Genomic DNA, 21,942 nt, shown 5'->3' with positions numbered 1-21,942 from the left:
AATCTGCGGACATAAAAAAAGGCCACCCGAAGGCAGCCTTTAAAAACTAAAGGAAAGAGAGTGTTACTTACACGGCCGCAACTGGACGCATGTAAGAGATCGGTGCAGTGCTGGCATCTTCGAAGGTCACGACTTCCCAAGCGTCTTTCTGCTCAATGAGCTTGCGCAGAAGCTGGTTGTTCAGTGCATGACCCGACTTGAAGCCTTTGAACTCACCTATCAGGCTGTTGCCCAGCAGGTAGAGGTCACCAATTGCGTCGAGGATCTTGTGCTTCACGAACTCGTCTTCATAGCGAAGGCCGTCTTCGTTCAGTACACCATCCGCGTCGACCACAATGGCGTTTTCCACGCTGCCGCCGAGTGCGAGGTTGTGCTTGCGCAGGTACTCGATATCACTCATGAAACCAAAGGTACGGGCGCGGCTGACTTCCTTCACGAACGACGTGCTGGAAAAGTCCACGCTTGCACTCTGGGTGCGGTCACGGAAAACCGGGTGATCGAAATCGATCTCAAAGCTCACTTTAAAACCGTCGAAAGGCACGAAAGTGGCGCGCTTGTCGCCGTCTTCCACCGTCACCTCACGAAGGATACGGATGAACTTCTTGGCTGCGTCCTGTTCTTCCAGGCCGGCAGATTGAATCAGGAATACGAAGGGTCCAGCGCTGCCATCCATGATCGGGACTTCGGACGCGGAGAGCTCGACGTAGGCGTTATCGATGCCCAGGCCAGCCATGGCCGAGAGCAAGTGCTCCACCGTGTCCACTTTGGTGTCACCGTTGACCAGTGTGGTCGACATAGTGGTTTCACCAACGTTTTCCGCGCGAGCAGGAATCTGCACCACAGGGTCCAGGTCGGCACGACAAAACACAATGCCGGTGTCGACAGGCGCAGGCTTGAGGGTCAGGTAAACCTTCTCCCCAGAGTGCAGGCCTACACCTGTGGCACGGATAATATTCTTCAGGGTGCGTTGTTTAATCATGGCTTGGGCCGCTTCAGCGCAAATTGCGAACTGGTATCAACAAAGGCTGGCGATAATAGCAGACCAGACCTTTGCTGAACACCAATCACCCTAATACCCCTGATACATTCCATCAATCGGCCTGGCGACGCAGGAAAGCCGGGATGTCCAGATAGTCCAGATCATCTTGCGGATTCAGCTTCGCCGCAGTCGCAGCACTGGCCTGGGCCTGGTTGCGCATGACGGTCGGACGGTCCAGATCACGGTAGTTGACCGACGGCAGTTCCTGACGGGCAGGTGCTGGCGCCTGTGCAGCGGCCATGGAGGTTTGCACGGTATTGTCGATGACCTTCACAGGCTTCTCGATTTTCGCGCCCAGACCCGTGGCAACCACGGTCACGTGCAGCTCGTCGCGCATGTCCGGATCGATAACGGTACCGACCTTGACCATGGCGTGCTCGGAAGCGAAGGCTTCGATGATGCTACCCACGTCGGAGTACTCACCCAGGGACAGGTCTGGACCTGCGGTGATGTTCACCAGGATGCCGCGCGCGCCTTGCAGGTTCACGTCTTCCAGCAGCGGGTTGCGGATCGCCGCTTCGGTCGCTTCACGTGCACGGTTAGGACCGCTGGCGCAGCCAGTGCCCATCATCGCCATGCCCATTTCGCTCATCACGGTGCGTACGTCGGCGAAGTCGACGTTGATCATGCCTGGACGCTTGATGATGTCGGAGATACCGCGAACGGCACCGGCCAGAACGTCGTCGGCCTTGGCGAAAGCCGACAGCAGGCTAGCGTCCTTGCCGAGAATGGTCAGCAGCTTTTCGTTGGGAATGGTGATCAACGAATCGACGCTTTCGCTCAGCGCGCGGATGCCTTCATCGGCGATCTGCATACGCTTGCGGCCTTCGAACGGGAACGGACGAGTCACTACCGCAACGGTAAGGATGCCCATTTCCTTGGCCACTTCGGCGATGATCGGCGCAGCACCGGTACCGGTACCACCGCCCATGCCGGTAGTGATGAACACCATGTTGGTGCCCGCCAGCACTTCAGCGATACGCTCGCGGTCTTCCAGAGCGGCTTGACGGCCGACTTCAGGATTGGCACCCGCACCCAGGCCCTTGGTCACGCCGGTACCCAGTTGCAGGATGGTCCGCGCGCCGATGTTTTTCAGCGCTTGAGCATCAGTGTTGGCGCAGATGAATTCGACGCCTTCGATGTTGCTCTTGACCATGTGATTGACGGCGTTGCCGCCGCCACCGCCGACACCGATAACCTTGATTACCGGACTTGCGGGGACGTTGTCTACGAGTTCGAACATTTTCCCTCTCCTTTCATTTCTCTAGTTTTTTCGCCTACTGCTTACAACGGTGTTGCGGTAAATCTTTAGAAGTTGCCCTGCACCCAGCTCTTGATGCGATCGAGCAAGGCGGCCTTGGGTTCGTCGCTGCTGTAGCTGTCCCGGCTGCCGATGCCGGAGAACGAGATACCGTCGGACTGCTTCTGCAGCCCGTACAACAGCAAGCCCACGCCGGTGGAATAGATCGGGTTGCGCACCACGTCGGACAGGCCCTTGACGGTGTGCGGCACACCCAGGCGGACCGGCATGTGGAAAATTTCTTCGGCCAGTTCGACCGCGCCTTCCATTTTCGAAGTACCGCCGGTCAGCACGATGCCGGCCGGGATCAGGTCTTCGTAGCCGCTGCGACGCAGTTCGGCCTGGATCAGGGTGAACAGCTCGTCGTAACGCGGCTCGACCACTTCGGCCAGGGCCTGGCGGGACAGCTCGCGCGGTGGACGGTCGCCGACGCTTGGCACCTTGATGGTTTCACCGGCACCGGCCAGCTTGGCCAGGGCGCAGGCGTAACGGATTTTGATTTCTTCGGCGTACTGGGTCGGCGTACGCAGCGCCATGGCGATGTCGTTAGTCACCTGGTCGCCGGCAATCGGGATCACCGCGGTATGGCGGATCGCACCTTCGGTGAAGATCGCGATGTCGGTGGTACCACCACCGATATCCACCAGGCACACGCCCAGCTCTTTCTCGTCGTCGGTCAGCACCGAATACGCCGAGGCCAGCTGTTCGAGAATGATGTCGTCGATTTCCAGGCCGCAGCGACGCACGCACTTTTCGATGTTCTGGGCGGCATTCACCGCGCAGGTCACCACGTGCACCTTGGCTTCCAGACGCACGCCGGACATGCCCAGAGGCTCGCGCACGCCTTCCTGGTTATCGATCACGTAATCCTGCGGCAGGGTGTGCAGCACCCGCTGGTCGGCCGGAATCGCCACGGCCTGCGCCGCGTCGAGTACCCGCTCCAGGTCCGCCGAGCTCACTTCGCGATCACGAATCGCCACGATGCCGTGGGAGTTCAGGCTGCGAATGTGATTGCCCGCCACGCCGACGAACGCCGAGTGGATACGGCAACCGGCCATCAGTTGCGCTTCTTCTACCGCGCGCTGGATCGATTGAACGGTGGACTCGATATTCACCACCACGCCCTTCTTCAGGCCGCGCGATGGATGGGTGCCGATACCGACGATTTCCAGCGTGCCATCGGCCGCGACCTCGCCTACCAGCGCCACCACCTTGGAGGTGCCGATATCCAGACCGACGATCATTTTGCCGCTTTGCACGTTTGCCATGGTCCTGCCTCTTCTTAATTCTTCGCGACGGCGGGTTGGGCCGTCGTGGGCGCTACAGGTTCCCGCCAGCCGACGGCCAGGCCGTTGGCATAACGCAGATCGATGCGCGCGATGTTCGTAATCTGTTCTTTCAGCGTTTTTTCATAAATGGCAATGAAGCGGCGCATCTTCTCCACCAGGTGATCGCGTCCAAGCAACAACTCGATGCCAGGACCGGCGCTGCCGGCCCCCGTGGTCAGGAACCAGCTGCCGCGCTCGCGCAACTCCAGACGGGCGATGGAGAAACCCATCGGGCGAAGCATCTGGCTCAACACCTGGTACTGCTGCATCACCTGCTGCTGGGCCCGCTGCGGGCCGAACAACTGTGGCAAGTGCTCATAGTTCGCCAGCTCACGCGGGGTGAAAGCCTGGCCCTGGTTGTTCAACAGCGCCTCGTCGCCCCAACGGGCCACCGGCAGTTGTTCTTCCAGGCGAATCACCACCTGGTCCGGCCACACACGCCGTACCTCGGCATGCGCGATCCACGGCATCTGTTCCAGCTCGGTGCGCATGCTCGCCAGGTCGATGGTAAAGAAGCTCGACGCGACGTAAGGCGCGATCCGCTGCTGCACCGCCTGCTGGCTGATGTAACTCAGGTCGCCCTGCACCGCGACCTTGGTGATCGGCCGGTCGGCATAGGGCAGCAGGCGTTGCGCGCCCTCGTAAGTCCCAAAGCCCAGAGCGACCAGCAGCACCGGCCACATCAAGCTTTTCAGCACGCCAAAGTTGGCTTTCGGCAGGCGCGCCGACATCGGCTCCTTGGCCACCATCCGGCTGGCACCACGCGGCACCGGCTTGCGGCCGGGAGCGGGTTGCTGATGACGTAGCTGGGCGCCTTGCATGGCCTTAACCTCGCGGCTCTGCGTTACTGACGACACTCTCCGCCAGGATGGCCAGAACCAGCTGCTGGAAATCCAGACCGGCGGCGCGGGCCGCCATCGGAACCAGGCTGTGATCGGTCATGCCGGGAGCGGTGTTCACTTCCAGGAACCAGAACTGGCCATCGGCGTCCTGCATCACGTCGGCACGCGCCCAACCGGCGATACCAAGCGCCCCGCAGGCTTTCGCCGTCAGGTCCATGAGCTCCTGCTCTTTGTCACTGTCGAGGCCGCACGGGATCCGGTACTGGGTATCGGAAGCCAGGTACTTGGCGTCGTAGTCGTAAAACGTGTGAGGCGTGCCCAGGGCGATCGGTGGCAACACCTGGCCGCGCAGCGTGGCAATGGTGAACTCCGGACCTTGAATCCATTGTTCGACCAGAACTTGCGAGTCGTAGGTGCTGGCCGCTTTCCATGCGTCGATCAGTTCGGACGCGGATGTCACTTTGGCCATACCAATACTGGAACCTTCATGCGCCGGTTTGACGATCAAAGGCATGCCCAGTTCCGTAGCCGCGCAAATACAATCGGCCTCGGAGCCAAGTACGGCGTGGCGTGGCGTCGGAATACCGAGGCTGTGCCAGACCTGCTTGGTACGCAGTTTGTCCATCGCCAGCGCCGAGGCCAGGATGCCACTGCCGGTGTAGGGAATGCCCAGGCATTCCAGCAGGCCCTGCATGCTGCCGTCTTCGCCGCCACGGCCGTGGAGAATGATGAAGGCGCGGTCGATCTTCTCGTTCAGCAGGCGCTGCAGGAAGTCGTCACCGACGTCGATGCCGAAGGCATCCACACCGGCGCTCAGCAAGGCTTCGAGCACGGCGTTGCCGGACTTCAGCGAGACTTCGCGCTCGGCGCTCTTGCCGCCGAACAGCACGGCGACGCGACCGAAATCCTTCGGCGCGAGGGTCGAAAACAGAGAGGCGTAGGCGGCGGTCATTTCAACTTCCCCTGACCGGCAGGCACGGCACCCGCGAACAACGGACTGTTCAGCAGTTTCGGCGCAAGGCCGCCAATATCACCGGCGCCCTGGCACAGCAGGATGTCGCCGGCGCGCAGCAGCGGCTTGACCAGCGGCGCGAGGTCGACCCCACGCTCGATGTAGATCGGATCCAGCTGACCGCGCTGACGGATGCTGTGGCACAGCTGACGGCTGTCCGCCCCTGGGATCGGCTCTTCGCCCGCTGGATAGACTTCCATCAACAGCAGGACGTTGGCGTCCGCCAGCACCTGGACGAAATCGTCGTACAGGTCTCGGGTGCGGCTGAAACGGTGCGGCTGGTAGACCATCACCAGGCGGCGCTCAGGCCAGCCACCGCGCACGGCCTTGATCACCGCCGCGACTTCGGTCGGGTGGTGGCCGTAGTCGTCCACCAGCATCACGTTGCCGCCTTCCACCGGCAGCTCGCCGTAGACCTGGAAGCGTCGCCCCACGCCCTGGAAGCCCGACAGGCCCTGGACGATGGCTTCATCGCTGATGCCTTCGTCGGTGGCGATACAGATGGTCGCCAGCGCGTTCAGCACGTTGTGGTTGCCCGGCATGTTCACCGAGACATCCAGAGGCTCGCGATCGGGACGCAGCACGGTGAAGAAGGTCTGCATGCCCTGCTGACGGACATTGATCGCCCGCACGTCAGCGCCTTCGTTGAAACCGTAGGTAACGGTCGGACGCTTGACCTGCGGCAGGATCTCGCGCACCACCGGGTCGTCCAGGCACAGCACGGCCAGGCCATAGAACGGCAGGTTGTGCAGGAACTCGACGAAGGTTTTCTTCAGTTTGTTGAAGTCACCGTCGTAGGTCGCCATGTGGTCGGCGTCGATGTTGGTCACTACCGCTACCAGCGGCTGCAGGTGCAGGAAGCTGGCGTCGCTTTCATCGGCTTCGGCGATCAGGTAGCGGCTGGTGCCCAGTTGTGCATTGGTCCCAGCTGCATTCAGCCGGCCACCGATGACGAAGGTCGGGTCCAGGCCGCCGGCGGCGAATACCGAAGCCAGCAGGCTGGTGGTGGTGGTCTTGCCGTGAGTACCGGCAACGGCGACGCCGTGGCGGTAGCGCATCAGCTCGGCCAGCATTTCCGCGCGCGGCACTACAGGGATACGGCGTTCCAGGGCGGTGGCCACTTCCGGGTTGGAAGTGTTCACGGCACTGGACACCACCAGTACATCGGCGTTGGCGGCGTTCTCGGCGCGGTGACCGATAAAGATCTGCGCACCGAAGGACTCGAGGCGCTCGGTAACCAGCGAAGCCTTGAGGTCGGAGCCGGAGACCTGGTAGCCCAGGTTCAGCAGCACTTCGGCGATCCCGCACATGCCCACGCCGCCGATCCCGACGAAGTGGATGCGACGGATGCGGCGCATTTCCGGTTGTGGCATGGCTTTCTGATTCTCAACCATGGGCCACCTCCAGGCAGATATCGACCACGCTACGGGTGGCATCGGGTTTGGCCAGGCGACGAGCTGCGTCGGCCATGCTGTTGAGTCGTTCCGGTTGCATCAAAACCTCTGTCAGGCGAGCGGCAAGGTCCGCTGCGCCAGTCGTTCTTTGCGGCATCAGGAAGGCGGCGCCTTCACGAGCCAAATAATCGGCATTGCGGGTCTGGTGATCGTCGATGGCGTGAGGCAAAGGCACGAGCATCGAAGGCAGACCGGCGGCAGCCAGTTCACTGACGGTCAACGCGCCTGCGCGACAGACCACCAGGTCAGCCCAGCCGTAGGCTTGGGCCATGTCTTTGATGAACGGCTGCACCTGCGCCTCGACGCCAGCGGCGCGATAGCGCTCTGCAGTCACTTCATCGTGGTTTTTGCCGGCCTGATGAAACACTTCCGGACGCAGCTCGGGGGAGACCAGCGCCAGGGCTTCAGGCAGCAACTTGTTCAACGGCTCTGCTCCCAGGCTTCCGCCCAGGATCAGCAAACGCGCCTTGCGTCCGGCCAAAGCCTCGCGCGGTGTATCGAGGAACAGCTCGGTGCGCACCGGGTTGCCGGTGGTACGCCGGCTGCTGGAGGCACCAAAGGTGTCCGGGAAAGCTTCGCAGACTCGGGCCGACAACGGCACCAGCAGCCGATTGGCGGTACCGGCGACCGCGTTCTGTTCATGAACGATCACCGGCACGCCGGACAGTTTTGCCGCGACGCCGCCAGGGCCGGTCACATAACCGCCAAAGCCCAGTACACAGACCGGCTTGAGCTGACGAATGATCCGGCGCGCCTGCAGCACTGCCTTGAGCAGTACGAATGGCGCCTTGAGCAGCGACAGCTTGCTCTTACCCCGCAGGCCGCTGACGTTGATCAGGTGCAGTTGCAGGCCGGCGTTCGGCACCAGCTCGTTTTCGATACCGCGCGGGGTACCGAGCCAGTGCACGGTATAACCGCGCGCCTGGAACTCACGGGCACAGGCCAGCGCCGGGAACACGTGACCGCCGGTGCCACCGGCCATGATCAGCACATTAGCGCCCATGGCTTGGCTCCTCGGCGAAGTCACTCTCGCTGAACTCCATCTCTTCGCTGCCCAGGTGGGTCCGACTCTCCCACTCGATGCGCAGCAACAGGCCCAGACAGGCGCAGCAGATCACCAACGAACTGCCGCCATAACTGAGGAACGGCAAGGTCAGGCCTTTGGTCGGCAGCAGGCCGACGTTCACCCCGATGTTGATCAGGAACTGGCCGATCCACAGGAACGACAGGCCATAAGCGACATAGGCGGCAAAGAACTGCTTGGCTTTCTCGGCCCACAGGCCGATGTACATGCCACGGATACAGACGAAGACGAACAGCGCCACCGTGCACAGGGAGCCCACGGCGCCCAGCTCTTCGGCCAATACCGAGAACACGAAGTCAGTGTGGGCTTCCGGCAGGTAGAACTGCTTCTGCACACTGTTGCCCAGGCCAACGCCCAGCCATTCGCCACGGCCGAAAGCGATCAAGGCCTGGGACAACTGGTAGCCAGCGCCGAACTGGTCGGCCCAGGGGTCGGCAAAGTTGGTCAGACGCGCCATTCGATAGGGCTGCATCTGAATCAGCAGGACCACCGCCGCGACCGCCAGCACCACCATCAAGGAAAAACGGAACAGCCCGACCCCGCCAAGGAACAGCATCGCCGCCGCGGCCCCCATCATCACCACGGTGGCACCGAAGTCCGGCTCCATCAGCAGCAGGCCAGCCATCGGCAACAGCACGATGAACGGCTTGAAGAAGCCCATCCAGCTTTCGCGCACTTCTTTCTGGCGACGTACCAGGTAACCGGCGAGGTAGATCACCACGAATACCTTGGCGATCTCGGAAGGCTGGACGTTGAAGAAACTGAAGCCGATCCAGCGCATCGAACCGTTCACTTCACGGCCGATCCCCGGAATGATCACCATCACCAGCAAACCAAAGGCACCGAGCAGCATCATCCAGCCCAGGCGTTGCCAGGTGGCGATCGGAATCATCATGGTGACAATGCAGGCCCCCAGGCCCAGCACCACGTAGATCAGGTGGCGAATCATGTAGTACAGGGCGCTGCCCGACTGCACCGCCGCCACTTCGGTGGAGGCCGAGGCAATCATGATCAGGCCGAGGCCAAGCAGCGTCAGGCAGCCGGCGAGCATCGGGAAGTCGAGGTCGACGCCGCGCCCGGTGATGATCGGCGATGGATAAGGCTTGATGATGTCTCTCAGGTTCATGCCAGATCCTCCACAGCGCGGACGAACTGGTGACCACGGTCTTCGTAATTCTTGAACATGTCGAAGCTGGCGCAGGCTGGCGACAGCAACACCACGTCACCGGCCAGGGCGGCGGCACGGCATTGCGCCGCGGCTTCGCCCAGGGAGCCGACACGAATCAGCGGCACGGCATCGCCGATGGCCTCGCCGATCTTGTCGGAATCGCGGCCCATCAGGATCACGGCGCGGCAGTTGGCCGCCACCGGATCGCGCAGGTCCTTGAACTCGGCACCCTTGCCGTCGCCACCGGCGATCAGCACGATCTTGCCGTCGATGTCCGCGCCCAGGCCTTCGATGGCCGCCAGTGCGGCGCCAACGTTGGTGGCCTTGGAATCGTTGTAATAACCCACACCATCCAGGTCGCGAACCCACTGGCAGCGGTGCTCGAGGCCAGCGAAGCTGCGCAGGGCCGAGAGCATGGCGTCGAACGGCAGGCCGACCGCATGCCCCAGGGCCAGCGCCGCGAGGGCGTTGGACTGGTTATGGGCGCCGCGGATCTTCAGCTCGCGCACCGGCATCAGGTTCTGGAATTCGAAGGCCAGGTATTTCTCACCATTCTCTTCACGCAGGCCGAACGCCTTGAAGTCGGGTTTGCTCAGGCCGAAGGTCCAGCACGGCAGGCCTTCGCCGATCAATGGCCGGGTCAGGGCATCCTGGCGGTTGAACACCACTTGCCGGGCGCCACGGAAGATCCGGTGCTTGGCCAGGTGGTACGCCGGCAGGCCGCTGTAGCGGTCCATGTGGTCTTCGCTGATGTTCAGCACGGTGGCCACTTCGGCGCCCAGCTGGTCGGTGGTTTCCAGCTGGAAGCTGGACAGTTCCATGACGTACAGCTCGACGTCGTCGCTGAGCAGGTCCAGGGCCGGGGTTCCCAGGTTGCCGCCCACGGCGACCCGCTTGCCCGCCGCCGCGGCCATTTCCCCCACCAGGGTGGTCACGGTGCTTTTCGCGTTGGAACCGCTGATGGCGACGATCGGCGCCTTCGCGTTACGCGCGAACAGCTCGATATCGCCGGAGAGTTTCACCCCACGGGCAGCGGCGGCTTGCAGGGCCGGGGTCGCCAGGGCCAGGCCAGGGCTCACGTAGAGCTCGTCGGCACGGCACAGGAAGTCGACGTCCAGCTCGCCACAACGCACTTCCACATGCGGATAGTCACGGCGCAGCGTGGCCAGTTCCGGTGGATTTTCCCGCGTATCGGCGACGGCAAACGACACGCCCCGGTTCGCCAGGAAGCGAACCAGGGACATGCCGCTCTTGCCGAGGCCGACAACGATGCGGAAGTGGTCAGAAGCGATCAGAGACACTCGTTCTACCTCAGCTTCAGGGTGGCAAGGCCGATCAGCACGAGAATCACGGTGATGATCCAGAAACGGACGATCACACGCGGCTCGGGCCAGCCCTTGAGTTCAAAGTGGTGGTGAATCGGCGCCATGCGGAATACACGACGACCGGTCAACTTGAAGGAGGCAACCTGAATGACCACCGACAGGGTTTCCATCACGAACACGCCGCCCATGATGAACAGGACGATTTCCTGGCGAACGATCACCGCGATGGTGCCCAGGGCCGCGCCCAGCGCCAGCGCGCCGACGTCGCCCATGAAGACTTGTGCCGGATAGGTGTTGAACCACAAGAAACCCAGCCCGGCGCCGATCAGCGCGCCGCAGAACACGATCAGCTCACCCGCGCCCGGAACGTAAGGAATCAGCAGGTATTCGGCGAACTTCACGTTACCCGACAGGTAGCAGAAGATGCCCAGGGCGCCGCCCACCATCACGGTCGGCATGATCGCCAGGCCGTCGAGGCCGTCGGTCAGGTTGACCGCGTTGCTGGAGCCGACGATCACGAAATAGGTCAGGACCACGAAACCGATGCCCAGCGGAATGCTGACATCCTTGAGCATAGGGATCAGCAAGGTGGTTTCGACCGGGGTTTGCGCGGTGACATACAGGAAGATCGCCGCGCCCAGGCCAAATACCGACTGCCAGAAGTACTTCCAGCGGCTAGGCAGGCCACGGGAGTTCTTCTCGATCACCTTGCGATAGTCATCGACCCAGCCGATGGCCCCGAACAGCAGGGTGACCAGCAACACCACCCACACATAACGGTTGCTCAGGTCGGCCCACAGCAGGGTGCTGATACCGATTGCCGAAAGGATCAGCGCGCCGCCCATGGTCGGGGTGCCCGACTTGGAGAGGTGCGATTGCGGGCCGTCGTTACGCACGGCCTGGCCGATCTGGCGGGTCTGCAAAGTGCGGATCATCCACGGCCCCAGCCACAAGGACAGCACCAGCGCAGTCAGTACCCCGAGAATCCCGCGCAGGGTCAGGTACTGAAAGACCGCGAAGCCTTTGTAGAACTGTTGCAGGTACTCCGCTAGCAGCAGCAGCATCAATGTTTCTCCGTGCTGGAACCACACAAAGCCGCGACGATGTTTTCCATCACCGCGCTGCGCGATCCCTTGATCAAAATAGTGGTGTTTGTATCTTGCTCGGCGCCCAGGGCTGCGATCAGCTCGGCCTGGCTGGCGAAGTGTCGGGCGTGCTCACCGAAGGCGGCGACCGCATGGGCCATCATCGGGCCCACGGCGTAGAGCGCCGACACCTTGCCGGCGGCATAAGCACCCACTTCGCGGTGCCCCTGCTCCGCCCAATCGCCCAACTCGCCGATATCTCCGAGCACCAGGACGGTGCGGCCGGAAAAGCCGGCAAGTATATCAACGGCCGCGCACATTGACGTGGGGTTCGCGTTGTAGGTGTCGTCGATTACCCGCATGCCGTTTTTCGCCAACTGGGCGACGGTACGGCCCTTGACCGGCTGCACCGCGTTGAGCCCTGTGGCGATGCCGAACAGCGACACGCCCAGGGCATGAGCGGCAGCGGCAGCGGCCAGGGCATTGGCCACGTTATGGGTGCCCAGCAGGTTCAATTGGATCCGCTCGGAGCCGTTGCCAGCGTGCAGGGTGAAGTTCGGGCAACCACGGGCATCGCGCTGGATATCCGAGGCGTAAAAGTCGGCGGCATTGTTGGTCAGGGCAAAACTCAGCACCTGACGGCCAGCGGCGCGGGCTTTCCAGATCGGGAAGGCCTTGTCGTCGAGATTGAGCACGGCGATACCGGAAGCATCCAGCCCTTCAAGGATCTCGCCCTTGGCCTCGACGATTTTTTCCGGCCCGCCAAACTCGCCAACATGGGCGGTACCGGCGTTGTTGATGATGGTGACCTGCGGCTTGGTCATCGCCACGGTGTAGGCAATTTCGCCAATGCGCGAAGCCCCCAGCTCGATCACGGCCGCGGTGTGCTCCGGGGCCAGCTCCAGCAAGGTCAAGGGTGCGCCCAGGTCGTTGTTCAGATTACCGCGCGTGGCGAGCACCGGCCCACACGTACGCAGGATGCTGGCCAGCATTTCCTTGACCGTGGTCTTGCCGCTGGAGCCGGTGATCGCCGCAACAGGTTTGGTGAAAGCGGCGCGATTCAAGGCTCCCAGTTGGCCGAGCGCCTGCCGGGTATCGCTGACCAGCAATTGCGGCAGCGTGCTGTCTGGCACTTCGCGTTCGACCAGGGCTCCGACGGCGCCTTTAGAGGCGACTTCATTCAGGTAGTCATGCCCGTCGAAACGCGGGCCGGCCAGGGCAATAAAGAGTTGGCCCGGCTTGATCGCCCGGCTGTCGATGCTCACGCCATCGAAGCTGCAATCGCCAGCCAGCAGGCGCCCCGCCAGCGGTCCGCTCAGCTCACTGAGTTTCAGGGCCTTAAGCATGGGCCACCTCCCACGCGGTCAGCGCCCGATCGGCTTCTACCAGGTCGGAGAAGTCGAGACGTACGCCGTTGATTTCTTGATAGTCCTCATGGCCTTTACCGGCCAGGACAATGACGTCATCCGCCGAAGCACCGGCGACCAGTTGGGCGATGGCCAGGCCACGACCGGAAACGAATTCGACCTTGTCCACTGCGCTGAAACCGGCACGAATGTCGTCGAAAATCTGCGCCGGATCTTCCGTACGCGGGTTGTCGTCGGTAACCAGCACACCGTCGGCCAGGCGCTCGACCACTTCCGCCATCAGCGGACGCTTGCCGCGATCGCGATCGCCGCCGCAGCCGAACAGGCACAGCAAACGGCCCTTGGCGTGGGGACGCAGGGCCAGCAATACTTTTTCCAGGGCATCCGGGGTGTGAGCGTAATCGACCACCACCAGCGGTTGCGAACCGCCGCCCAGGCGCTGCATGCGACCGGCCGGACCTTCCAGTTTCGGCAGCACGTGGAGGATTTCGTCGAGGGCGTAATCCAGGCCGAGCAAGGCGCCGACAGCGGCCAGCACGTTGCTCAGGTTGAAACGGCCGAGCAAGGTGCTGCGCAGATGATGTTCGCCCTGCGGAGTCACCAGGGTCGCACGCACGCCTTCGTCGTCGAATTGCGCTTCGCGGCAGTACAGATAGGCCCGCGGATCCTCGAGGCTGTAGGTAATCAGCCGCGAATCCTGTTCGTCACTGGCCAACAGCCGACCGAACTCATCGTCGAGGTTGATGACTCGGCAACCCAGGTCGGTCCAGCCGAACAGCTTGGCCTTGGTGGAGCCGTAGGCTTCCATGGTGCCGTGATAATCCAGATGGTCACGCGACAGGTTGGTCAGCACCGCCACATCGAAGGCCAGAGCACTGACCCGCCCCTGGTCGAGACCATGGGACGACACTTCCATCGCCACGGCCTTGGCACCGGCCTTTTTCAGGTCGGCCAGGGTGGCCTGCACGGCAATCGGGTTCGGCGTGGTGTGCATCCCGCTTTGCAGCGCGCCATAAAAACCGCTGCCGAGGGTGCCGACAATGCCGCAATGCTGGCCCAGCAGGTCGAGCGCTTGCGCCACCAACTGGGTCACGCTGGTCTTGCCGTTGGTACCGGTCACACCAATCAGGTTGAGGTTGCGACTCGGATCGCCGTAAAAACGCCCGGCGATATCCGACAACTGCGCCGCCAGGCCTTTGACCGGAATCAGCGGCACGTCGGTAATCGGCAGGACGGTCGCGCCTTCGACTTCATAAGCCACGGCAGCCGCACCGCGCTGCAAGGCATCGGCGATGTGCGCACGGCCATCGAACTTGCCGCCAGGCACCGCGAGAAACAAATCGCCGGCGCGCACATTGCGGCTGTCCAGGGTCAGTTCGCGAATCAGCAGATCACGACCAGCGTGGGCGAAAATCTTGTTCAGGCTAAGAGACATCAGCCGCGCCCTCCTTTAGCTGGTGCCGCATTGGCTTGTTGGGTAGGTGGCAGGTTGTCCGGCGAGATATTCATCAAACGCAGGGTGCCGGACATCACTTTGCTGAACACCGGCGCCGATACCAGGCCACCGAAGTAGCCGGCCTTGCTCGGCTCGTCGATCACCACGACTATGGCGTAGCGCGGATCGCTCATCGGGCCGAAACCAGCGAACAGCGAACGGTAGGAGTTCTCGGCATAACCCTTGGTGCCGACCGAAGTCTTGCGTGCGGTACCACTCTTGCCGGCCACGTGATAAGCCGGCACCTGGGCACGGAACACGCCGCGCGGAGCCTCGATCACCTGCTGCAACATGCCTTGCATGGTCTTGGCGACCTTTTCCGGAATCACCTGGGTGGTTTCCGGGGTCCTGTCGGTTTTGATCAGAGTCAGTGGAGCGATGCGACCGTTGTTGGCCAGTGCCGAGAAGGCGTGAACCAACTGGATCGCCGTCACCGAGATGCCGTAGCCGTACGACAGTGTGGCCGTCTCGGCCTTGCGCCATTCACGGTAATTCGGCAGGTTGCCGACACGTTCGCCCGGGAAGCCGAGGCCGGTGTCCTGGCCGAGGCCGATTTTCTGGGCCAGACGGAAGATGGCTTCGCCGCCGATGTCGAAGGCGATCTTGCTCATGCCGACGTTACTGGAATTGATCAGAATCCCGGTCAGGTCGAGCACCGCGCCTTCGCTCTTGGATACGTCGCGAATGGTGTATTTGCCGATCTGCAGCGTGCCCGGATACACCTCGACGGTGTCACTCGGTTTCCAGCGGCCGGTTTCCAGCGCCGCGCTCATGGAGATGGCTTTCATGGTCGAACCCGGTTCGAACACGTCGATCATGGCGCGGTTGCGCATCATCGCCGGTTGCAGGTTGCGACGGTTGTTCGGGTTGTAGGTCGGCTGGTTGACCATGGCCAGGATCTCGCCGGTCTTCACATCCATGATGACCAGGCTGCCGGCTTTGGCGCCGTTCTCGACGATGGCATTGCGCAGTTCGCGGTTGGCCAGGTATTGCAGGCGCAGGTCAATCGACAACGCCAAGGGCTTGCCGGCCTTGGCGTTTTTGGTGACCTGGACATCTTTGATCAGTCTGCCGCGCCGATCCTTGATGACCTGACGCTTGCCCGGCACCCCGGCCAGCCACTCGTCATAGGCCAGTTCAACCCCCTCGCGACCGCGGTCGTCGATGTCGGTAAAGCCGACCATGTGTGCGGTCACTTCGCCGGCAGGGTAGAAACGCCGGAACTCTTCGATGCCATAAACCCCCGGCACCTTGAGATCGAGAACCTGCTGGCCCTGCTCAGGCGTCAGGCCGCGCACCAGGTAGATGAACTCTTTATTGGCTTGAGCTTCAAGGCGCTCGGCCAGTGCTTTTGGGTCTTGCCCCAAGGCAGCAGCCAATGCTGGCCACTTGTCCTTGGCCAGTTGCATTTCCTTGGCGTTGGCCCACAGGGTGGTCACCGGCGTACTGACGGCCAGCGGCTCGCCGTTACGGTCGGTGATCAGGCCACGGTGAGCCGGGATCGGAATATGCCGAACGCTGCGTGCATCGCCCTGCCCCTTGAGGAAGTCGCGATCGACCACCTGCAGATCAATGATGCGCCAGGCGATCGCCGCCACCATGATGCCGAGCAAACTCAGCACCAAGCGGAACCGCCAGGGAAAGAGTGCGCCTTCAAGCTTCATCATGGCGCCACCATCTGGACTTCTGCCGCGCCAGGAATACGCATTTTCAGTTGTTCGGTGGCCAGCACTTCGATCCGGCTATGGGCGGTCCAGGTGCTTTGTTCGAGAATCAGCCGCCCCCACTCCGCCTGCGCCTTGTCGCGTACACTCAACTCGCCGTACAGCGTGTTGAGCAGCTGACGATTCCAGTGGGCGCTGTAGGACACCGCAATCGCGGACACAAGAACGCCGATGAACAGCAGAAGCATGAAAAAGCTTCCGCCTGGAAGTGGCTTGGCGAAGAGCTTGCTCACCGCAGCTTCTCCGCAACGCGCATGACAGCACTACGGGCACGCGGGTTGGCTTTGAGCTCGGCATCGGAGGCCGTCTGCGCTTTGCCATGGACTTTGATTTTCGGCTCGAAAGCCACGTGGCGCACCGGCAGATTGCGAGGCAGGTTGTCCGCCTCGCCCTTCACCAGCTTGCGCATGAACAATTTGACGATGCGATCTTCCAGGGAATGGAAGCTGATCACCACCAGACGACCGCCCACTTCGAGAGATTCCAGCGCCGCGTCGAGGCCGGCCTCGAGATCGCCCAGCTCGTTGTTGACGTGAATGCGCAACCCCTGGAATGCACGGGTAGCCGGGTTCTTGCCCTTTTCCCAGGCCGGGTTGGCGACTTTCAAGACCTCCGCCAGGTCGGCGGTGCGCTCGAACGGCTTAACGTCGCGGCGCTCAGCCACGGCGCGAGCCATGCGGCCGGAGAAACGCTCTTCGCCGTATTCCTTGAACACACGGGCGATTTCTTCCACCGGCGCGGTGTTGACGAACTCCGCCGCGCTGATGCCGCGGGACGGGTCCATGCGCATGTCCAGAGGACCATCATTGAGAAAACTGAAGCCGCGTTCAGGATCGTCGAGCTGCGGCGAGGATACGCCCAGGTCGAGCAGCACGCCGCTGACCTTGCCATCCAGGCCGCGCTCGGCCACTTCCGAACCCAGCTCGGCAAAGCTGCGCTGCACAACGACAAAGCGGCCGTCTTCGGCCGCTAGCGCTTGCCCGGTGGCAATCGCTTGAGGATCTTTGTCGAATCCGAGCAGCCGGCCATCCGGCCCGAGCTTGCTGAGGATCAGACGACTATGACCGCCGCGACCGAAGGTGCCATCCAGATAGCAGCCATCAGGACGTACGGCGAGAGCCTCGACGGCTTCGTCAAGCAGTACGGTGATGTGGTTAAAGCCGCTATCAATAGTCACAGGATCAAATCACGCAGTTCATCAGGCATGGCGCCCGGTTGTTGAATAGCTGCCAGGTCCGCTGCGGAAACAGCATTCCAGGCATCCTCGTCCCACAGTTGGAACTTGTTCAGTTGGCCTACCAACATCGCGCGCTTATCCAATTTGGCGTATTCGCGCAGACGCGGCGGAACCAGAAAACGACCACTGCCATCGAGCTCGAGGTCGACGGCATTACCAATCAGCAAACGCTGCAAGCGGCGGTTTTCTTCCCGTAGCGAAGGCAGCGCGCGCAGCTTGGTTTCAATAATTTCCCACTCATCGAGGGGGTAGACACACAAACACGGATCAACGGCATCAATAGTGACGATAAGTTGCCCGGAACTACGCGAAACGAGCTCGTCACGGTACCGGCTCGGCATGGCGAGACGGCCCTTTGCGTCGAGACTGATAGCGTTAGCTCCGCGAAACACGTCAGCGTTTCTCCAAATTTTAGCGTTTTACGCTCAAAAAACCCACTTCATGCCACTTTCCGCCACTTGCGCACACTATAGGAATGCGCCCACCACACCGTCAAGGCACGGAGCGACGGAAAAGCCTTATAGAACGGAGATTTAGGAGACTAAAAGGAGGGGTAACGGGAATTTGGCGAGGGATTTGGCGCAATAACTTCAATCAGCTCAAGAAGCTGTATCGCGAAGTTAAAGTAATTTGTTAAGAGTAAGATCTTTTCGGTATTACAAAAGCGCTTCTGCTATTGATTCAAGCAGGGAGGGAAAAGGTGGAGAGTCGATCTGTAAGCCGGGTTCTGTCGAGGACAGTCATTCCTCTACGATGGCCATCGCTGGACATCTTTAGCAACCTACCCGGTTCCAGCGCGGGCCACGCCTTGGAACCCTATTTGGTCTTGCTCCGAGTGGGGTTTACCTAGCCACGAACTGTTGCCAGACGTGCGGTGCGCTCTTACCGCACCTTTTCACCCTTACCGGCACCGAAGTGCTTAGGCGGTTATTTTCTGTGGCACTTTCCGTAGGCTCACGCCTCCCAGGCATTACCTGGCACTCCGCCCTATGGAGCCCGGACTTTCCTCCCCCCTCTAATTTTCATAGAGGGCAGCGACTGTCCAATCGACTCTCCGCCGCGCAGGTTAACGGCAGAGCGGCGGAAGAACAAGTGATAAAAGCCTTTTGCCATTCCGCCGATCGCGTTTACTCGCCTTTCTGTTTATCCAGCGCCACCTGATAGAGAACATTCTTGCGCACGCCGGTAATTTCCGCCGCCAATGCCGCGGCCCGCTTGAGCGGCATCTCCTTGAGCAGCAGGTCGAGAACCCGCATCGCCTCACCGCTCACGGCCTCATCACTTTCCGGTGCCGACCATCCCGCCACCAGCACCACGCATTCGCCGCGCTGCTGATTGCTGTCCGCCTCGACGAAAGCCCGCAACTCCGAAAGCGGCAGCCCCTTGAGGGTTTCAAAGGTCTTGGTCAGTTCCCGGGCCAGCAATGCCGGACGCTCGCCACCGAACACCAATTCCATATCCTGCAGGCACTCGAGAATGCGGTGTGGCGCCTCATAGAAAATCAGCGTGCGCGGCTCTTCCTTTAATAGCTCAAGACGCCCGCGCCGCCCCACCGCCTTGGCCGGCAGAAATCCTTCGAAGATAAAACGATCGGAAGGCAGCCCCGCCGCCGACAAGGCAGCAACCAGAGCGCAGGCCCCAGGAACCGGAACGACATTGATACCCGCCGCCCGCGCCTGACGCACCAGGTGGTAACCCGGATCGGAGATCAACGGCGTGCCCGCGTCGGAAATCAGCGCAACGCTGTCTCCCGCCAACAGACGCGTGAGAAAGCGGCTGCCTTCATCCCGTTCGTTATGTTCATGGCAGGCGGCCAGCGGCGTGGAAATGCCGAAGTGCTGCATCAAGCGCTGCGAGTGACGCGTATCCTCGGCGGCGATCAACGCCACCTCACGCAAGATCTTCAAGGCCCGGGCACTGATGTCGTCCAGGTTGCCGATGGGCGTCGCCACCACATAAAGCGAGCCAGCAGCGGAATTCAAAGGACCTGGAGCAGTCAAAGCGCACACCTCTTGATCGGTAAAAGCGACATTGTAGCGCGTAGAAGCCTTCGGAATGCGCGTCACAGGCACCTTGCGCCCGTGACAACGCCAGCCGTTCTAAAGCACTGCAACATTTGCACGACCTAAAATAGACGGTTTATTGCCAGCAACATCGCGCCCCGGCCAGTGCTTGGGTACAATTCCACGCTAATTTGATCGAGTATCAGGAACACTTACATGATCGCTTGCCTGCGGCTGTTCTCTGCCTTATGCCTTGCTGCCCTCCTGGCAGCTTGCGCCAGCTCGCCCTCCTCCAGCCTTGGCGAACTTCCACGGACCCCGGATGCCAGCATCGAGCAACTGCTCGAACAGGCCGCCAACAGCAAAACACCCGACAAGGCAGCCCTGCTGCGCTTGAGCGCTGCCGACCTGGCCTACCGCCAAGGCAACGCCGGCCAGGCCGCACAGATTCTGCAACAAGTGCCGATGGAGCAGCTCAAGCCCGGCCAGCAGGTTTTCGCCAGCACCCTGGCCGCCGAACTGGCCATGACTCGCAACCAGCCAAAGGCCGCCTTGACTGCCCTGAGCCATCCGAGCCTGCAACGCCTGAGCGAACTGCCGGAAAACCAGCAGATCCGCACCGGCACCGTCCATGCTCGCGCTCTCGAAGCTGACGGCCAGGCCCTCGCCGCGGCACGGGAACGCATTTTCATTGCACCACTGCTCAAGGACGACGCCGCGAGCAAGAACCATGAAGCCATCTGGGCATTGATTGCCAGCTTGCCGAGCGATCAACTGCAAGCCGTCAGCAACGATGACCTGGGCGGCTGGATGAGCCTGGCGCTGGCAGTGAAGACTGCCGGTACCCTGGAACAGCAGCAGGCCGCCATCGACAACTGGCGCGCACAGAACCCCAAGCATCCGGCCGCCATTCAGTTGCCGCTGCCACTCACCAAACTCAAGGAACTGGCCAGCCAGCCGCTGTCCAAGATCGCCCTGCTGTTGCCGCAGGACGGCCCATTGGCCGCAGTCTCCAAGGCCCTGCGCGACGGCTTCATGGCCGCGCACTATCAAGCCCAGCAAGCCGGGCAGAAACCACCCAGCATCGAGTTCTACGACAGCTCGCGCCTGACTTCGCTGGATGACTTCTATCGCAAGGCCCAGGCAGATGGCGTGCAACTGGTCGTCGGCCCCCTGGAAAAACCGCTGGTCAAACAGCTCGCCGCCCGCCCGCAACTGCCTATCACCACCCTGGCGCTGAACTACAGCGAAGGCGAGCAAGGCCCGGCGCAACTGTTCCAGTTCGGCTTGGCCGCCGAAGACGAAGCTCGCGAAGTTTCCCGCCGCGCCCGCGCCGACGGCCTGCACCGCGCCGCTGTCCTGGTGCCACGCGGCGAATGGGGCGATCGTGTGCTCAAGGCTTTCCGTCAGGACTGGGAAAGCAACGGCGGTAGCGTGGTCGGTATCGAACGCGTCGATCAGCCGGTAGCCCTGGCCCAGCAGATTGCCGACCTGTTCCAACTGCGCCAGAGCGAAGCCCGCGCCAAGAGCCTGCAGAATGCCGCCGGCACTCAGGTGGCCGCACAACCTTCGCGTCGCCAGGACATCGAGTTCATCTTCCTCGCGTCCACTCCGCAACAGGCACAACAGATCAAGCCGACCCTGAACTTTCAGTACGCCGGCGATGTACCCGTCTATGCCACCTCCCACGTCTTCAGCGCCAGCGGCGACCAGAACCAGTACAACGACATGAACGGCGTACGTTTCTGCGAAACACCTTGGCTGCTGGACGCCAATGATCCGCTGCGCCGTCAGGTCGCCGCGCAGTGGCCACAAGCCGGTGGCAGCCTGGGCCGACTGTATGCGATGGGTGCCGACGCCTACCGCCTGGCGCCACGCCTGGGGCAACTCAAGGCACTGCCGGACAGCCGCATCGAAGGCCTGTCGGGCAGCCTGACCATGAGCCCGAGCCAGCGCGTTCAACGCCAGCTGCCGTGGGCCGAGTTCGTCAGCGGCCAGATCACTCGCCTGCCCGACACCCAGCGTTAATGCCACAAAGATCACGCCAGCAAAGCGGTCAGGATGCCGAAGCCCAAGCGCTCCGGCATCTTGAACAACAGGGGCTGCGCCTGCTGGCGCAGAACTGGTTGTGCAAACGCGGCGAGCTTGATCTGGTCATGCTTGACGGCGATACAGTAGTATTCGTCGAAGTCCGCTACAGACAACACACGCAATGGGGTGGCGCACTGGGCAGTATCGACGCACGCAAGCGTCAGAAACTGATACTCGCCGCACAGTTTTTCCTGCAGCGCGAGTCGCGCTGGTCCAACCACCCTTGCCGTTTCGATGTGGTCGCCATAGACAGCGCCCCAGGCACGACAACTCATTTGAACTGGCTACGGAATGCCTTTGAAAGCTGATCGACGCTCTCGGGCCGAGCCGGACATTTTCACTCAACATTTTTGCTCTTTGCTTTGCGGGCAGCACATTCATGTGCCAG

The 21,942-nt window shown here is 61.8% G+C and carries 19 protein-coding genes and 1 other RNA gene; 2 read left to right on the top strand and 18 right to left on the bottom strand.

What is annotated here, in order from left to right:
• Positions 1 to 67: 67 nt before the first annotated feature.
• The 18 genes from lpxC to rsmI all read right to left on the bottom strand — a co-directional run bounded on the left by lpxC (position 68) and on the right by rsmI (position 19,442).
• Positions 68 to 979: a UDP-3-O-acyl-N-acetylglucosamine deacetylase gene (gene lpxC / locus J4D52_RS11785; protein ID WP_009045509.1), complete on the bottom strand. Its 912-nt coding sequence runs from the start codon at positions 977 to 979 to the stop codon at positions 68 to 70.
• Between the two features lie 112 nt (positions 980 to 1,091).
• Positions 1,092 to 2,282 (bottom strand): cell division protein FtsZ, encoded by a 1,191-nt coding sequence (ftsZ, locus tag J4D52_RS11780; RefSeq protein WP_007922129.1) that lies wholly within the window; start codon positions 2,280 to 2,282, stop codon positions 1,092 to 1,094.
• Positions 2,283 to 2,347: 65 nt separating this feature from the next.
• The gene (gene ftsA, locus J4D52_RS11775) at positions 2,348 to 3,607 is read right to left on the bottom strand and encodes a cell division protein FtsA (protein ID WP_007922131.1); all 1,260 of its coding nucleotides are present in this window, start codon (positions 3,605 to 3,607) and stop codon (positions 2,348 to 2,350) included.
• A 14-nt stretch (positions 3,608 to 3,621) separates the two neighbouring features.
• Positions 3,622 to 4,488, bottom strand: coding sequence for a cell division protein FtsQ/DivIB (locus tag J4D52_RS11770; protein WP_025806183.1), 867 nt, complete (start codon positions 4,486 to 4,488; stop codon positions 3,622 to 3,624).
• Positions 4,489 to 4,492: 4 nt separating this feature from the next.
• Positions 4,493 to 5,461, bottom strand: a complete 969-nt coding sequence (locus tag J4D52_RS11765) for a D-alanine--D-alanine ligase (protein WP_053280800.1) — start codon at positions 5,459 to 5,461, stop codon at positions 4,493 to 4,495.
• The gene (murC, locus tag J4D52_RS11760) at positions 5,458 to 6,915 is read right to left on the bottom strand and encodes a UDP-N-acetylmuramate--L-alanine ligase (RefSeq protein WP_102676035.1); all 1,458 of its coding nucleotides are present in this window, start codon (positions 6,913 to 6,915) and stop codon (positions 5,458 to 5,460) included. Before murC ends, J4D52_RS11765 begins: the two co-directional genes overlap by 4 nt.
• On the bottom strand, positions 6,908 to 7,978 hold the full coding sequence (gene murG / locus J4D52_RS11755; protein WP_009050717.1) for an undecaprenyldiphospho-muramoylpentapeptide beta-N-acetylglucosaminyltransferase: 1,071 nt from the start codon (positions 7,976 to 7,978) through the stop codon (positions 6,908 to 6,910). The genes murC and murG overlap by 8 nt, the downstream gene beginning before the upstream one ends.
• Positions 7,968 to 9,185, bottom strand: a complete 1,218-nt coding sequence (ftsW, locus tag J4D52_RS11750) for a putative lipid II flippase FtsW (protein ID WP_007928477.1) — start codon at positions 9,183 to 9,185, stop codon at positions 7,968 to 7,970. The genes murG and ftsW overlap by 11 nt, the downstream gene beginning before the upstream one ends.
• The gene (murD, locus tag J4D52_RS11745; protein ID WP_102676034.1) at positions 9,182 to 10,528 is read right to left on the bottom strand and encodes a UDP-N-acetylmuramoyl-L-alanine--D-glutamate ligase; all 1,347 of its coding nucleotides are present in this window, start codon (positions 10,526 to 10,528) and stop codon (positions 9,182 to 9,184) included. The genes ftsW and murD overlap by 4 nt, the downstream gene beginning before the upstream one ends.
• Before the next feature lie 5 nt (positions 10,529 to 10,533).
• A complete protein-coding gene (gene mraY / locus J4D52_RS11740; protein WP_007928475.1) occupies positions 10,534 to 11,616 on the bottom strand; it encodes a phospho-N-acetylmuramoyl-pentapeptide-transferase in 1,083 nt (360 codons plus the stop codon).
• Positions 11,616 to 12,983, bottom strand: coding sequence for a UDP-N-acetylmuramoyl-tripeptide--D-alanyl-D-alanine ligase (gene murF / locus J4D52_RS11735; protein ID WP_102676033.1), 1,368 nt, complete (start codon positions 12,981 to 12,983; stop codon positions 11,616 to 11,618). Before murF ends, mraY begins: the two co-directional genes overlap by 1 nt.
• The gene (locus J4D52_RS11730; protein WP_025806191.1) at positions 12,976 to 14,439 is read right to left on the bottom strand and encodes a UDP-N-acetylmuramoyl-L-alanyl-D-glutamate--2,6-diaminopimelate ligase; all 1,464 of its coding nucleotides are present in this window, start codon (positions 14,437 to 14,439) and stop codon (positions 12,976 to 12,978) included. The genes murF and J4D52_RS11730 overlap by 8 nt, the downstream gene beginning before the upstream one ends.
• Positions 14,439 to 16,163 carry a penicillin-binding protein 2 gene (locus tag J4D52_RS11725; protein WP_169914963.1) on the bottom strand — a complete coding sequence of 575 codons (1,725 nt, stop codon included), beginning with the start codon at positions 16,161 to 16,163 and terminating at the stop codon, positions 14,439 to 14,441. Before J4D52_RS11725 ends, J4D52_RS11730 begins: the two co-directional genes overlap by 1 nt.
• A complete protein-coding gene (ftsL, locus tag J4D52_RS11720) occupies positions 16,163 to 16,456 on the bottom strand; it encodes a cell division protein FtsL (RefSeq protein WP_009050721.1) in 294 nt (97 codons plus the stop codon). The genes J4D52_RS11725 and ftsL overlap by 1 nt, the downstream gene beginning before the upstream one ends.
• On the bottom strand, positions 16,453 to 17,400 hold the full coding sequence (rsmH, locus tag J4D52_RS11715) for a 16S rRNA (cytosine(1402)-N(4))-methyltransferase RsmH (protein ID WP_371860264.1): 948 nt from the start codon (positions 17,398 to 17,400) through the stop codon (positions 16,453 to 16,455). The genes ftsL and rsmH overlap by 4 nt, the downstream gene beginning before the upstream one ends.
• On the bottom strand, positions 17,397 to 17,852 hold the full coding sequence (mraZ, locus tag J4D52_RS11710) for a division/cell wall cluster transcriptional repressor MraZ (protein WP_003205355.1): 456 nt from the start codon (positions 17,850 to 17,852) through the stop codon (positions 17,397 to 17,399). Before mraZ ends, rsmH begins: the two co-directional genes overlap by 4 nt.
• Before the next feature lie 308 nt (positions 17,853 to 18,160).
• An RNA gene (rnpB, locus tag J4D52_RS11705) (RNase P RNA component class A) lies at positions 18,161 to 18,514 on the bottom strand.
• A 73-nt stretch (positions 18,515 to 18,587) separates the two neighbouring features.
• Positions 18,588 to 19,442, bottom strand: coding sequence for a 16S rRNA (cytidine(1402)-2'-O)-methyltransferase (rsmI, locus tag J4D52_RS11700; RefSeq protein ID WP_173678517.1), 855 nt, complete (start codon positions 19,440 to 19,442; stop codon positions 18,588 to 18,590).
• Between the two features lie 237 nt (positions 19,443 to 19,679).
• Between rsmI and J4D52_RS11695 the strand changes: the two genes are divergently transcribed.
• Both J4D52_RS11695 and J4D52_RS11690 read left to right on the top strand, forming a co-directional pair.
• Positions 19,680 to 21,491, top strand: a complete 1,812-nt coding sequence (locus J4D52_RS11695; protein ID WP_102676030.1) for a penicillin-binding protein activator — start codon at positions 19,680 to 19,682, stop codon at positions 21,489 to 21,491.
• Entirely contained in the window at positions 21,491 to 21,862 is a 372-nt protein-coding gene (locus J4D52_RS11690; protein ID WP_007928464.1) for a YraN family protein, read from the top strand. The genes J4D52_RS11695 and J4D52_RS11690 overlap by 1 nt, the downstream gene beginning before the upstream one ends.
• The last annotated feature ends 80 nt before the right edge of the window (positions 21,863 to 21,942 follow it).

It is taken from the genome of Pseudomonas sp. GW460-12-10-14-TSB1, assembly GCF_017349775.1.
In the GTDB taxonomy this organism is placed as follows: domain Bacteria; phylum Pseudomonadota; class Gammaproteobacteria; order Pseudomonadales; family Pseudomonadaceae; genus Aquipseudomonas; species Aquipseudomonas piscium.
The sequence above is the reverse complement of the archived record's forward strand: the minus strand, read 5'-3'. Positions and strand labels throughout refer to the sequence as shown.